Genomic DNA, 12511 nt, shown 5'->3' with positions numbered 1-12511 from the left:
TCACAAGGCGGCCCGGAAGATGTCCCCGAGCGCTTCGGCGGTCACCGCTCGCGGCACGACCGACAGCTGGCGGGTCTGCTTCATCGCTCCGGCGACCAGGTTGTCGACGTCGCCCGCGCCATACCCGAATGACGTGAGGCGCGTGGGGATCCCGATGTCGGTCATCAGCTCGCTCAGCACACCGGCGAGCGCATCCGCACCGTCGACGCCGGTGAATGTGCGGCCGCTGAGCAGCTCGGCGGCCCGCAGATGACGAGCCGGGTCTCCCGGGTAGGTCCAGCGGAACACATGCGGCGCGGTGACCGAGACCGCCTGGCCGTGCGGCACCATGGGCATCTCGGGGTAGCCATCGGCCTTGTAGGCCTGGACGGCGCCGGCGATCGGGTAGGCATTCGCATGCGGCAGGTGAGTGCCGGCGTTGCCGAATCCCGTTCCGGCGTATGTCGATGCGAGCGCCATCTGGGTGCGCGCCTGCAGATCACGGCCGTTCATCACCGCGCGCCGCAGATTGGCGCCGACCAGCTTCAACGCCATCTCGCACCAGACGTCGCTGATCGGATTGGCACCGCAGAAGGCCGGGCGCTTCATCGGGTCCTCCGGTGCGGGTTTGGAGTCGAACGGCACGCTGGTGTAGCTCTCCAGAGCGTGTGAGAGCACATCCATGCCGCTCGCCGCGGTCACCTCGGCAGGCATCGTCAAGGTGGTCGTCGGGTCGACGATCGCCAGGCACGGCCGCAGCGCCGGGTGACTGATCCCCGCCTTGAGGTGCAGGCGGAGCATGTCGATGACACAGATCGTGGTCGACTCCGAGCCGGTTCCCGCGGTGGTCGGGATCGCGATCAACGGCCGCAACGGCTCGGTGGGCGTGCGCCCCGCGCCGATCGGCGGTGTCACGAAGTCCAGCAGCTCGCCGTCGTGCGTCGTCAACAGATTCACCGCCTTGGCGGTGTCGATGGCGGACCCGCCGCCGACCGCGACGTAGGCGTCGTACTCTCCGGCGCGCGCGAAGTCGATCGCCTCACCGATCGAGTCGTCTGTGGGCTCGACGCCGACCCGGTCGAACAGCGTGACGTCGAGTCCGGCCGCTTCCAGGGAGGCGACGACCTGAGCGGGCACACCTGAGGCAGCGACGCCCGGATCGGTGAGCACGAGCACGGACCGAGCTCCGCGGTTGCCGACCTCCGCACCCACCTCCTGCAGCGCACCGATGCCGAACTTCAGCGGCGGCGCCGCCCAGGTGAAGACCGATTCGTTGTCCAGAGCCATGCTGACCTCCGTCATAATGTGGTGATAATCGCCACATTAAGTGCATGTGTCCCAGGTCACAAGGATTTCCCGGAAAGCGGAACTCCTCCGCGGCCGGGCTAGAGTCGGCCGAGTGGTGAATGCAGCAGGCGGCGCGCCAACCGGAACCCAGGCGATCGAACGAGCGCTCGCCGTGCTCTTTGTGCTGGCCTCCGGTGGCGAACTCGCCATCGGTGAGATTGCCGACCGGACCGGTCTGACCGCCGGCACGGCGAGCCGCATCGCACGCGCACTGGCAATCGAAGGCATGATCCGTCGCAACCCGGCCACCGACCGCTACCACCTCGGCCCGCGATCGGTGGCGTTAGGCCGTGCCGCCGAGCGTGTCCTCGGCCTCGACAAGGCACTCCCTGAGCTCCGCAAACTTGGCGAATCCACCTGCGAATCGGTCAATCTCGCAGCGCGAGAGGGAGACGAGTCGGTCGTGCTGCTCAGAGTGCAGTCGACCCTCCCGCTGCGCTTCGAGCAGTATGTCGGGGCTCGCTTCCCGCTCTACAGCACCGCATCGGGGAAGGCCATGCTCGCCTTCGGCGAGGCCGGCGACGACTATGTATCCGGTCTACCGACGACGCTCGAGCCGATAGCACCGGGCACCCTCGCGACCCGCTCTCAGCTGGCCCGGCAACTTGAGCAGATCCGCGAACGCGGCTACGCCATCGACATCGAGGAAAACGTCGAGGGCGTCCGGTGCGTCGGGGCACCAGTGCTGGACGACGAAGGGGTGGCGCGGGCGGCCGTCGTCCTCCAGGCGCCCGCAGTGCGCATGCGCAAGGAGCGGATCGAAGAGCTCGGCCCGGCAGTGGTCGCGACCGCCCGCGAGATCTCCCATGTCATACCCGATCCGGCGGCACTGCGCGCCCAGGGCTGAGCACCTCATTCGTCCTCGTCGACCAGCCGATCCCACGCGGCCCACGCCTCGTCGTCGCCGTCGTCGAAGGCCTGCTGCACCAAGAGCCGGCCGGTCGCGATCAGGTGACGCCGCATCGACATCGCGGCCCGCGCGCCGTCGCCTGCCTCGATCGCGGCGACGAACGGCTCGTGCTCGTCGAGGATCTCCGCAAGCGAACGAGACCGACCAGCGGTCGACGCGCCCAGCAGCCTGGTCGCGTCACGCAGATCGGCGATCAGAGCGGTCATCCGGGCGTTGCCCACGGTCTCCAGGATCGCCGCGTGCAACCGTTGATCCGCCGACGCAAACTGTGCCGAATCCCCTTTGACAGCAGCAGTTCTCATCGTTTCGAGTGCCAAGGTCGCCGCGGGGTTGCGCACGTCGGCAGACGCCGGTAGAGCTGCCGCGCGCGCGGCACCCAACGGCTCGAGCGCGAGGCGCAATGCGAAGATCTCGGCGATGTCGTGCCCGGATGGGCGCACCGCGCGGAAGCCGCGGTTGGGCACGAACTCGATCAACCCGGCACCGGCAAGGCTGAGCAGACCCTCCCGCACGGGCGACCGGGACATTCCGAGCAGATCGGCCATCTGCGGCACCGAGTAGAAGGCGTCGCGCTCGATGGTCCCGTCATACAGCCAACCGCGGACCCGCTCCGCTGCCTGTCCCGCCAGAGTCATGAGTAACATGTTACCCATGACTCTGCTTGCCGACCTGCGCGCCGCCGGGCTCGAGGTGCGTGACGACACCACGACGCGCGCGGCCTACAGCGCCGACGCCTCGCTCTACCGGGTGCTACCGGTCGCCGTCGTGTTCCCGCGCTCGGCCGAGGAGATCGCCGCCGCGCACGCGACGGCGCGCGCCGAGGGCATCCCGCTCACCATGCGCGGGGCGGGCACCTCCGTGGCCGGCAATGCGGTTGGGCCCGGCATCGTGCTGGATCTGTCACGGCATTACGCGCGGGTCCTCGAGGTCGACGCAGAGGCTCGCACCGCGCGGGTGCAGCCAGGTGTTGTGCAGGAGCAGCTCCAACGCGCCGCGGCGCCGCACGGCCTGCGCTTCGGACCCGACCCGTCGACCTCGACCCGCTGCACGATCGGCGGGATGATCGGCAACAACGCGTGCGGGTCGCGTTCGCTCGGCTACGGGCGCACGGTCGACAACGTCGTGGCGCTGCGCGGATTCTTCGGCACCGGAAGCGAATTCGCGCTCACCTCGAGCGTGGTGGAACCGGCCGCGACACCCGAGGCCGCCGGGTTGCGCGACCTCGCCGGCACCGAACTCGCCCACATCCGCACGCAGTTCGGCCGTTTCGGCCGCCAGGTCTCCGGCTACTCGATGGAGCACCTGCTGCCCGAGCGCGAGCGCGACGTCGCGCGCTTCCTGGTCGGCAGCGAGGGCACGCTGGCCGTGCTCACCGAGGCCACGGTGCGACTGGTGCCCGACCCGGCGCACCGCCGGATGATCGTGCTGGGCTTCCCCGACATCGCGGCGGCGGGCGATGCCGCACCGGCCGTGCTCGCGCACCGGCCCACTGCGTGCGAAGGCCTGGATGCCCGCCTGACCGACGTGCTGCGGGCACGGCGTGGCGACGGCGCGGTGCCCGACCTGCCGGGCGGCGGCGCGTGGCTCTTCGTCGAGGTGAGCGGTGACGACCTGGCAGAGGTCGAAGCGAGAGCCACTGCGGTTGCAGCGGATTCGTCGCTCGGCGCGATCGACTCGCGCGTCGTGACCTCCCCCGCGGAGACGGCGGCCCTGTGGCGGATTCGCGCCGACGGCGCCGGGCTGGCCGGGCGCTCGCCTGCGGGCCGGCCCGCCTGGCCCGGCTTGGAGGACGCGGCGGTGCCGCCGGACCAACTGGGCAGCTACCTGCGCGACTTCGACGCGCTTGTCGCCGACCACGGCCTCACCTCCGCCCCCTTCGGGCACTTCGGCGACGGCTGCATGCACGTCCGCCTCGACCTTCCACTGCAGCGCCCCGACGCCCGAAACGTGTTGCGGTCCTTCATGATCGACGCCGCGAAGCTGGTGGGCAGCTACGGCGGGTCGCTGTCGGGCGAGCACGGCGACGGCCGCGCCCGCAGCGAGCTGCTCCCCCACATGTATGACGCGAAGTCACTCGCGCTCTTCGGCGCCGCGAAGCAGCTCTGCGACCCCGACAACCTGCTCAACCCCGGCGTGCTGGTCGAGCCGGCGCCGCTGGATGCCGACCTGCGTTTCCCGGCTCCCGCCGCACCGGGCGGCCGCGGCGATCGTGGCGACCGCTCGGCACCACTGGCCCTCGCGTGGGCCGCCGACGGCGGGGACTTCTCCCAGGCGGTGCACCGCTGCACCGGCGTCGGCAAGTGCCGCGCCGACAACACCGGCAGCGGCGGCGTGATGTGCCCGTCCTACGGCGCCACCCGCGAGGAGAAGGACTCCACCCGCGGCAGGTCCCGGGTGCTGCAGGAGATGATCAACGGCTCTGTGGTGCAAGCGGATTGGGCCGCTCCGGAGGTGCACGAGGCGCTCGACCTGTGCCTGTCCTGCAAGGGGTGCCTGTCGGACTGCCCGACCGGCATCGACATGGCGTCGATGAAGTCCGAGGTGCTGCACCAGACCTACCGCGGCCGGCGCCGGCCGATCTCGCACTACTCCCTCGGCCGGCTCCCGCAGTGGCTGCGGCTGGCCGGGCGCACCCCGCGCCTGTCGCGCGCCGCGATGCGGGTGGCCGACCGGGTCGGCGTCTTCAAGACCGCGGGCGGGGTGGACGCGCGCCGGTCGATCCCGGTCATCGCGCCGGTGTCGTTCGCGCGGTGGGCCGCCGGTGCGGGGCTCCCGCCATACACGCCCGAGGTGGAGCGACCGGCGCTGCTGTGGGTGGACACCTTCACCGACTCCTTCACCCCCGAGGTCGGCGAGGCGATGGTGCGGGTGCTGCGCGATGCCGGTTATCAACCGGTGCTGCCACCCGCCCGCGGCTGCTGCGGCCTGACGCTGATCTCGACCGGCCAGCTGGATGCCGCGAAATCGACTCTGCACAAACTGGTTTCGACGCTCGCACCCGCTGCTCGCGCCGGTGCGCCGATCGTCGGCGTCGAGCCCTCGTGCACCGCTGTGTTGCGCCATGACCTGACCGAGCTGCTGCCCGATGACCCGGACGCCGCGGTGGTGAGCGCCGCGACCGTCACCCTCGCCGAGTTGCTGCAACGCACCGACGGCTGGACACCACCGGACCTGACCGGCACCCGCGTCATCGCCCAGCCGCACTGCCATCACCACGCGGTGATGAGCTGGGACGCCGATGCCGCGTTGCTCGGCCGGGCCGGTGCCGAAGTGCGCAGGATCGGCGGATGCTGTGGTCTGGCAGGCAATTTCGGCGTCGAGCGTGGGCACTACGACGTCTCGGTCGCGGTCGCCGAAACCAACCTGCTGCCCGCGGTGCGCGACGCCCGGCCGGGTGACGTGATCCTGGCCGACGGATTCTCCTGCCGCACCCAGCTGCGCGACCTCGCCGGGGCCGACGGCATACACCTGGCACAGCTGCTGGACGGGCAGCACCGCGCGTAGGACACCGGTGGCTCGCGTCGCCTAGGACAGGTGCGGCAACCGGACGCCGGACGGGTGCCGGCGGTCGTGGTGGATCGTGATCAGCGCAGGGACAAGCTCGGTAGCGGTGGCGCGACTCGGGTCGCCGCCGGCGTTGCGGAGGTATTCGGGATGGGAGCCGCTCGACACCTGCACCCTGATGCGGCGGCCACGCGCAAACCTCTGAGCCGTGGGAGCCAGTGCGATCGCGTAGGGCTGCGGGCCGGCACCTGGCGTGCACCGGAGGCTGGCGATGCCGTCACACACGTTGAACGACCGGCCGCGCTCGTCGACCTCGCACAGCCGCACGTGGAGGTCGAAGAACGGGACGTCCGACTCCGCCCAGATCGTCGCCGACAGCGGACCGATCACGTCGAGGTCCGCGGCGAGTGGCGGACTCGTGAAGACGAGGACGTCGTCCCTGCTCTCCCGCGGTCGCTGGTCGACCCGCCCGGCGCCCTTGAGGAGCAGGCGACCGCCGACCGTGGGGGTGGGGTCGGCCGGGTCGTAGCGGTAGAGGCTGGTCGCGCCGTCCTGGGAGACCTCTGGCGGCCTGTTCTCCGAGAGGCCCCCACCCGCGTGGAGATGCCAGGTCGTCATGGTCGCGGCGGGAGGCCAGGTGTCGAACTCGCGCCAGGTGTCGGTGCCCATGAGTCGAAGACGCACCGGCTTGCGCTCGACGACAGGCTGCAGCCCGGCGCGCTCACGACTGAAGGTCACCGTTTCCCGAAGCGACGCGGCCATGCCGGAGAGCGCTGAGTGGGTGAAGTCGCCGACGGTGAGGCGGACGTCCCGCCCGGCCGCCCGCATCGCCGCGAAGTCGCGGAGCTGGTCGGGCAGGAAGATGTCGTACCAGCCCGCGTAGAGGCTCGCCGGGATCGCGATGTCACCCACCGTTGCGCTGAAATCGCCTGCGTCCCAGTGCGGGTCGTCGACGGGGCGCCGCAGGACGTCCTGCATGAACTGCCACTGCTGCCCGAAGGCGAGGCGATCCCCCTCGGTGGTCGGCTTCGCGTCCATGGCGCGGCGGACCCGCCCGGCGCCGATGCCGAGGAGCAGCCGGGCAAACGCGACGGCGTTCTCCTGGGCGTGCAGCATGGCTCCCCAGCGCACCACGAGATCGGTCTGCGGCACCCCGCCCTCCAGCGTGGAACGGATCAGCCTCGAGGAGGTGACGTGCGGGTTCATCGCGACGACGTCGTCCCCGGCGCGCGCCGCAACCGCCCATTGCGTGTAGCCGACGTAGCTCGCACCCGCGAGCACGATCTTGCCCGGATACCAGTCCTGGGCGCGGATCCAGTCGAGACGGCGAGCCCGTCGCCGGCGTCGTGCGTGACCGGGGCGAACGGCCCCGCCGTCGAGCCGAAGGTCCCGCGAGAGCTGACCGCGAGCGCCTGGAATCCGCGCTCGGCGACCATGCGGGATATCGCGTTCTGGAAGCCGCCGCGGTCGTACGGCGTGAGAAACAGCATCACGGGCGCCGCGGCCGGAAGCGGCTCCGGCGCCCAACGATCGGCGCGCAGGACGACCCCACCACCGAGGGGGACCTCGATGCCACGTTCGACGGTGACGTGCCGCGTCTCGGGACGTCCGAGGCGAAAGAGGCGCTGGCAGACGTGGCTGGCAAGCAAGCCCGTGACCGACATCTTCAGCTCCCTACGCGATGCCGACGAGCTGAGACGACACGGTCCACAGGCGCTCGGCGTTGCCGGGGTCGAGTGCGTATGGCGCCACACCCGACCCGCCACCGCCGCGTTCGTGGACCACCTCGGCCTCGTTGACGTCCTCGAAGTAGCGTCCCGTCACGCCGTCGACCAGCGGGGAGCCGGCAAGCAGCGCGGACGTCGCCGCTCCCTGCTCAGGGGTCTTCGTCGTGATCGGCATCGCGTCCTCCTGTCCTTCGAACCAGGCCGGATCGACGTGGCGCATGAGGCGGGTGTTGACCGCGCCGGGCATCAGCGCGTTGGCGACGATCCCGTCGTCGGCCCACCGCTGCCCGACTCCGACGGCGAAGAGCACGTTGGCCGTCTTCGACTGGCCGTAGGCGCCGATCCCGTCATACGGGATGAAGTTGTAGGTGAGGTCGTCGAAGTTCACCGGCGAGACCAGGTTTCCCGCCGAGCTGACCGACACGATCCGTGCGCCGCCGGCCGCCGCGAGGGCCGGGTGCAGACCCGTCGCGAGGCGGAAGTGCCCCAGGTGGTTGGTCGCGAAATGCAGCTCCTGACCGTATGACGTCAGCGTGCGCTGAGGAACCGCCATGATCCCGGCGTTGTTGACCAGGATGTGCAGTGGCCCGGTCCACGCCCGCACGAAGGCATCGACCGAGGCGAGGTCGGCGAGCTCGAGCGGCGCCACCTCGACCCCTGCGTTGCCCGTGGTGCGGACGATGTCGGCGGCCACGTCGGCACCGCGCGCGGTGTCTCGCACGGCGAGAGTGACCGCGGCGCCCGCGGATGCGAGCGCCCTGGCGGTTTCGATCCCGATGCCCGAGGAAGCGCCCGTCACGATGGCGCGTTTCCCGGTCAGATCGACGTCGGCGAGCACCTCCGCAGCGGTGGACTGCGCGCCGAACGGGGTGCGAAGAGAAGTAGACACAAGACTCCTAACGGTGGGACCACAGCACGCGCCGTGGGTGGTAACGTCGTTCCAGATCAATGTAATTCCATTTCAGGTTAGTTCCGTTCTGTACGAATTGGCAAGGGTGATGACAGAAATCGACGCGGCCAGGTTGTGGTCGGTGACGTTTCGGCTGGGCCAGCAGGTCGTGGCGAATGCCGCGCCCGACCTCCGGGCACTCGGTCTCGACCCGAAGGAGCTCTTCGTGCTCGCGGCGATCGAGGACCAGCCCTATCCCGCCGCGATCGCGGCCGATCTGCTGATGCCGAAGGCCACCGTCGCGGCACACCTGAAGAAGTTGCAGGCGGAGGGCTACGTCGACCGCGAGATCGATCCCGGCGACCTGCGCCGGCACCGCCTCCGGCTCACCGCGAAGGGACAGCAGGTGACGGCCGAGGGCATGGCGCTGGTGACCGCGGAGTTCGGCGAGCGCCTGGGCCGGCTCACCGGTCCGCAGCAGGAGGAATTCGCGAAGCTGGTCGCGAAGCTCGTGTGACGCGCGGCCCCGCACTGCTGCGACTCCTCTCGTGAGCAAGGGTGACGCGAGCAGCACCGCCGCTTACGAGATGCTGGCGTCATGCCCTTCCTCGACCTGCCGCTCGCCCGCGTCCACTACCTCGACCTCCCGGCAGCCGGAGCGGCGGTCGGCACGCTCGTCCTGCTGCACGGCTTCACCTGCGACCACCGGCTGATGAGCGGCGCCTTCGAGCCGGTGCTCGAGCGGCACCCGGGCTGGCGACGGGTCTACCTCGACCTACCAGGTCATGGACGGAGCACCGCGACAACCGCATTGCGCGGCACCGACGACGTTTTCGCCGTCGTGCAGGAGACGGTGCGGCAGCTCGTGCCCGACGGTCCGCTCGCGGTCGCCGGCGAGTCGTACGGCGGATATCTCACCCAGGGTCTGCTCACCGCCGACACGGAGCGCTATGCCGGCGCTTGTCTCGTCGCGCCGGCCGTGCTCGCCGGCTTCGAGACCCGCACGGTGCCGGAGCACCGGGTGATCGCGCGAGACGTCGACGGCGTCGAGGTCGAGCCCGAGTCGGCCTTCGCGCTCGGGGTCGTGCAGACACCCGAGACGTTCCGCCGCACCGCCCTCGAGGTGCAGACCGGCATCGACAGCGTCGATCCGGCTGTCCTCGCCCGCATTTCGGCCGACTACCGCGGAGCCTGGGAAGGCTCGGTGCCGCGGTTCGACCGGCCCGGCCTGGTCGTCGCGGGACGGCAGGACGCGGTGGTCGGCTATGCCGATCAGTTCGCGCTCACCAGGGACTGGCCGCGCACCACCTACGCCGCCCTCGACCGGGCCGGACACAACGTGCACATCGAGCAGGCCGCCGTCTTCGATGCGCTGGTCGGCGACTGGCTGGCCCGGGTCACCGAATCCCTCGACGTGGCAACGCGATCCGCCCCGACCATGACGAGCGCGCCGCGCTTCGGCTCGGCAGCCGATGTCGCCCGCGCGGTCGGTCGAAACCCTGACCGCTCGGACTCCACTCAGCACGAGAGCCGGCTCAGCACCGGGCCCCGCTCAGCCCCAGACGAGTGCGCGCGCCGGGTCCTCGAGCAGCGCCGCGATGTCGGCCAGGAAGCGCGAGCCGAGGTCGCCGTCGATCAGCCGGTGGTCGAAGGACAGCGACAGCTGCGTGACCTGCCGCGGCACGATCTGGTCGACGCCCTGCTCGTCGGTCACCACCCACGGCATCTTGCGCACCGCGCCGAAGCACAGGATCGCCGACTCCCCCGGGTTGATGATCGGGGTGCCGTTGTCGACGCCGAAGACACCGACGTTGGTGATCGTGATCGTCCCGCCGGACATGTCGGCCGGCGGCGTGCGTCCCTCGCGGGCGGTGCCGACCAGCTCACCGAGCGCGGTGCCGAGCTGGAGCATCGACATACGGTCGGCGTCCTTGATGTTGGGCACGACCAGGCCCCGAGGCGTCGCCGCGGCGATGCCGAGGTTGACGAAGTGCTTGATCACGATCTCCTGGGCTGCTTCGTCCCAGGTCGCGTTGACCTCCGGATTGCGTTTGATCGCAACGAGAAGCGCCTTGGCGAGGATGAGCAGCGGGGTGACCTTGACGTCGCGGAAGTCGCGGTCGGACTTCAGCCGGTCGACCAGCTCCATCGTGCGCGTCATGTCGACGGTGATGAACTCGGTGACGTGCGGCGCGGTGAACGCCGATCCGACCATCGCCTGCGCGGTCATCTTGCGCACGCCCTTGACCGGGACGCGGGTCTCCCGCTCCCCGTCGTATGACGCAGGCCCCGCAAACCCGGCACCCGCCGGAGCTGCGGTGGTCGCCCCGGCAGCACCGGCACCGCCTGCGATGAACGCCTCGACGTCGGCGCGGCTGATCACGCCGTCGTCACGCGACGAGGTGACCTGCGACAGGTCGATCCCGTTGTCCTTGGCGAACTTTCGCACCGGCGGCTTCGCGAGCACCTTGCCCGAGGCAGCAGTGGTGGGCAGCGCCGGGGCTGCGCCGCGCGCGGACCGGCTGGGAGCGCCGTCCTGCGCGGGACGGGCGGGCGCGGTCGGCACCGAGTCGGTGGCGACGTGCGCGTGCAGGTCGGGCGGCGGCAGCGGGTCACTGGTCGCGACGTGCTCGTGGTGTCCGTGCAGGGCGCGGCGGGCGCGACGCTTCGTCGAGCCCTCGACCGCGCCGTAACCGACCAGGTTGGCGACGCGTTCGCCCGCATCACCCTCTGCCGCAGGCGTTTCGGCCGGGGCGGCGGCATCGCCTGCCGGCGCGGGATCGTCATCGGCGCCGGCGACCTCGATCGACACGATCGGCGCACCGACGTCGACCGTGGTGCCCTCGTCGACGAGCAACTCGACGACGGTGCCCTCCCACGGGATCGGGAGCTCGACCAGCGACTTCGCGGTCTCGATCTCGACCACGAAGTCGTTGACCTTCACCGCATCGCCCGGCTTGATCTTCCAGGTGACGATCTCGGCCTCGACCAGACCCTCGCCGGGGTCAGGCAGCTTGAACTGCTTCACGCCCATGAAATGTGTTCTCCTTCAAGTATTTTCGCCGAGCGAGTCTGAGAGCGCGTGCACAGGTCGCGACTGTTGCGGGTTATGCACGCGACCATCAGTAGCTGAGCGCCTGGTCGACGCTGTCGAGGATGCGGTCGAGGTCGGGCAGGAAGTCCTCCTCGAAACGCGACGGCGGGTAGGGGATGTTGTAGCCGCCCACCCGCAGCACCGGCGCCTCCAGGGAGTAGAAGCAGTCGCGTTGGATCTGCGCCGCGAGCTCGGCTCCCATGCCGAGGAAGGTCGACGCCTCGTGCACCACGACGGCGCGGCCGGTCTTGCGCACCGACGCCATGATCGTGTCGGTGTCGAGCGGCGACAGCGAGCGCAGGTCGATCACCTCCAGCGACTTGCCCTCGCCCTCCGCCGCGGCCGCGGTGTCGAGCGCGGTCTTGACCATCGGGCCGTAGGCGATCAGCGTCAGGTCACTGCCTTCGCGGGCCACCCGGGCCGCGTGCAACGGCAGCGGCGCTCCGGCCGCTTCGTCGATGACGACCTCCGCGCGCTCGTGGTAGCGCCGCTTCGGCTCGTAGAACATCACCGGGTCGTCCGACGAAATCGCCTGCTGGATCATCCAATAGGCGTCGGCCGGGTCGGCGCAGGTGACGACCCGCAGACCGGCGGTGTGCGCAAAGTAAGCCTCGTTGGACTCCGAGTGATGCTCGACGGCGCCGATGCCACCGCCATACGGCACGCGGATCACCATCGGCACCCGCAGGTGACCGAGCGAGCGGGCGTGCATCTTGGCGACCTGGCTGATGATCTGGTCGAACGCCGGGTAGATGAACCCGTCGAACTGGATCTCGACCACCGGGCGGTAACCGCGCAGCGCGAGGCCGACCGCGGTGCCGACGATGCCGGACTCGGCGAGCGGGGTGTCGATGACGCGGTCCTCGCCGAAGTCCTTCTGCAGGCCCTCGGTGATGCGGAAGACGCCGCCGAGCTTGCCGACGTCCTCACCCATCAGCACGACCTTCGGGTCGTCCTCCATCGCCTTGCGCAGACCGGCGTTGAGACCCTTCGCCAAGGACAATTTCTGGATCGCCGGTTCGTTCCTCACCGCCGATCCTGAATTCATGCCTTCCGGCCGT

Annotated in this window: 11 protein-coding genes and 1 pseudogene; 4 read left to right on the top strand and 8 right to left on the bottom strand. The window is 70.3% G+C overall.

What is annotated here, in order from left to right:
• Window positions 1–1266 (bottom strand): hydroxyacid-oxoacid transhydrogenase, encoded by a 1266-nt coding sequence (locus tag HJ588_RS04900; protein ID WP_246241761.1) that lies wholly within the window; start codon window positions 1264–1266, stop codon window positions 1–3.
• A gap of 112 nt (window positions 1267–1378) precedes the next feature.
• Here HJ588_RS04900 and HJ588_RS04895 point away from each other — a divergent pair, with 112 nt between their 5' ends.
• Complete coding sequence (locus HJ588_RS04895; RefSeq protein ID WP_171152598.1) at window positions 1379–2173, top strand: IclR family transcriptional regulator domain-containing protein; 795 nt, start codon at window positions 1379–1381, stop codon at window positions 2171–2173.
• A 5-nt stretch (window positions 2174–2178) separates the two neighbouring features.
• On the opposite strand, the gene HJ588_RS04890 is transcribed toward HJ588_RS04895, so the two are convergent.
• The gene (locus HJ588_RS04890; RefSeq protein ID WP_171152595.1) at window positions 2179–2871 is read right to left on the bottom strand and encodes a GntR family transcriptional regulator; all 693 of its coding nucleotides are present in this window, start codon (window positions 2869–2871) and stop codon (window positions 2179–2181) included.
• A 16-nt stretch (window positions 2872–2887) separates the two neighbouring features.
• Between HJ588_RS04890 and HJ588_RS04885 the strand changes: the two genes are divergently transcribed.
• Window positions 2888–5740 carry an FAD-binding and (Fe-S)-binding domain-containing protein gene (locus HJ588_RS04885; protein ID WP_246241760.1) on the top strand — a complete coding sequence of 951 codons (2853 nt, stop codon included), beginning with the start codon at window positions 2888–2890 and terminating at the stop codon, window positions 5738–5740.
• 21 nt (window positions 5741–5761) lie between these two features.
• Here HJ588_RS04885 and HJ588_RS04880 read toward each other — a convergent pair whose 3' ends face one another.
• Genes HJ588_RS04880 through HJ588_RS04870 form a run of 3 tightly spaced genes read right to left on the bottom strand, consistent with a single transcriptional unit; the run spans window position 5762 to window position 8356 of the window.
• A complete protein-coding gene (locus HJ588_RS04880; RefSeq protein ID WP_425483544.1) occupies window positions 5762–7054 on the bottom strand; it encodes a CocE/NonD family hydrolase in 1293 nt (430 codons plus the stop codon).
• Complete coding sequence (locus HJ588_RS20135; protein ID WP_171152589.1) at window positions 6943–7404, bottom strand: CocE/NonD family hydrolase; 462 nt, start codon at window positions 7402–7404, stop codon at window positions 6943–6945. Before HJ588_RS20135 ends, HJ588_RS04880 begins: the two co-directional genes overlap by 112 nt.
• A 10-nt stretch (window positions 7405–7414) precedes the next feature.
• Window positions 7415–8356: an SDR family NAD(P)-dependent oxidoreductase gene (locus tag HJ588_RS04870; protein WP_171152586.1), complete on the bottom strand. Its 942-nt coding sequence runs from the start codon at window positions 8354–8356 to the stop codon at window positions 7415–7417.
• 142 nt (window positions 8357–8498) lie between these two features.
• On the opposite strand from HJ588_RS04870, the gene HJ588_RS04865 reads away from it, so the two are divergent.
• Window positions 8499–8873, top strand: a complete 375-nt coding sequence (locus HJ588_RS04865; RefSeq protein ID WP_212755292.1) for a MarR family winged helix-turn-helix transcriptional regulator — start codon at window positions 8499–8501, stop codon at window positions 8871–8873.
• A 63-nt stretch (window positions 8874–8936) separates the two neighbouring features.
• Here the strand turns inward: HJ588_RS04865 and HJ588_RS19260 are convergent, their stop codons facing one another.
• Complete coding sequence (locus HJ588_RS19260) at window positions 8937–9104, bottom strand: hypothetical protein (protein ID WP_246241758.1); 168 nt, start codon at window positions 9102–9104, stop codon at window positions 8937–8939.
• Here HJ588_RS19260 and HJ588_RS20130 point away from each other — a divergent pair.
• Window positions 9069–9650: pseudogene (locus tag HJ588_RS20130) on the top strand (alpha/beta fold hydrolase); the annotation flags it as partial. The gene HJ588_RS19260 and the pseudogene HJ588_RS20130 sit on opposite strands and share 36 nt — an antisense overlap.
• A gap of 258 nt (window positions 9651–9908) precedes the next feature.
• Here the strand turns inward: HJ588_RS20130 and HJ588_RS04855 are convergent.
• Together HJ588_RS04855 and HJ588_RS04850 are read right to left on the bottom strand one after the other, a co-directional pair.
• Window positions 9909–11390 carry a dihydrolipoamide acetyltransferase family protein gene (locus tag HJ588_RS04855; protein ID WP_171152584.1) on the bottom strand — a complete coding sequence of 494 codons (1482 nt, stop codon included), beginning with the start codon at window positions 11388–11390 and terminating at the stop codon, window positions 9909–9911.
• A gap of 88 nt (window positions 11391–11478) precedes the next feature.
• Window positions 11479–12498, bottom strand: coding sequence for an alpha-ketoacid dehydrogenase subunit beta (locus HJ588_RS04850; RefSeq protein WP_171152582.1), 1020 nt, complete (start codon window positions 12496–12498; stop codon window positions 11479–11481).
• Between the last annotated feature and the right edge of the window lie 13 nt (window positions 12499–12511).

The sequence above is a fragment of the Flexivirga aerilata genome (genome assembly GCF_013002715.1).
Taxonomy (GTDB): Bacteria; Actinomycetota; Actinomycetes; order Actinomycetales; family Dermatophilaceae; genus Flexivirga; species Flexivirga aerilata.
This window is presented reverse-complemented; position numbering and strand designations above follow the sequence as displayed.

Coding starts and splice junctions, on each gene's coding strand:
- HJ588_RS04900 (WP_246241761.1), bottom strand. CDS start 1,266: ATGGCTCTGGACAACGAATCGGTCTTCACCTGGGCGGCGCCGCCGCTG.
- HJ588_RS04890 (WP_171152595.1), bottom strand. CDS start 2,871: ATGACTCTGGCGGGACAGGCAGCGGAGCGGGTCCGCGGTTGGCTGTAT.
- HJ588_RS04885 (WP_246241760.1), top strand. CDS start 2,888: ATGACTCTGCTTGCCGACCTGCGCGCCGCCGGGCTCGAGGTGCGTGAC.
- HJ588_RS20135 (WP_171152589.1), bottom strand. CDS start 7,404: ATGTCGGTCACGGGCTTGCTTGCCAGCCACGTCTGCCAGCGCCTCTTT.
- HJ588_RS04855 (WP_171152584.1), bottom strand. CDS start 11,390: ATGGGCGTGAAGCAGTTCAAGCTGCCTGACCCCGGCGAGGGTCTGGTC.
- HJ588_RS04850 (WP_171152582.1), bottom strand. CDS start 12,498: ATGAATTCAGGATCGGCGGTGAGGAACGAACCGGCGATCCAGAAATTG.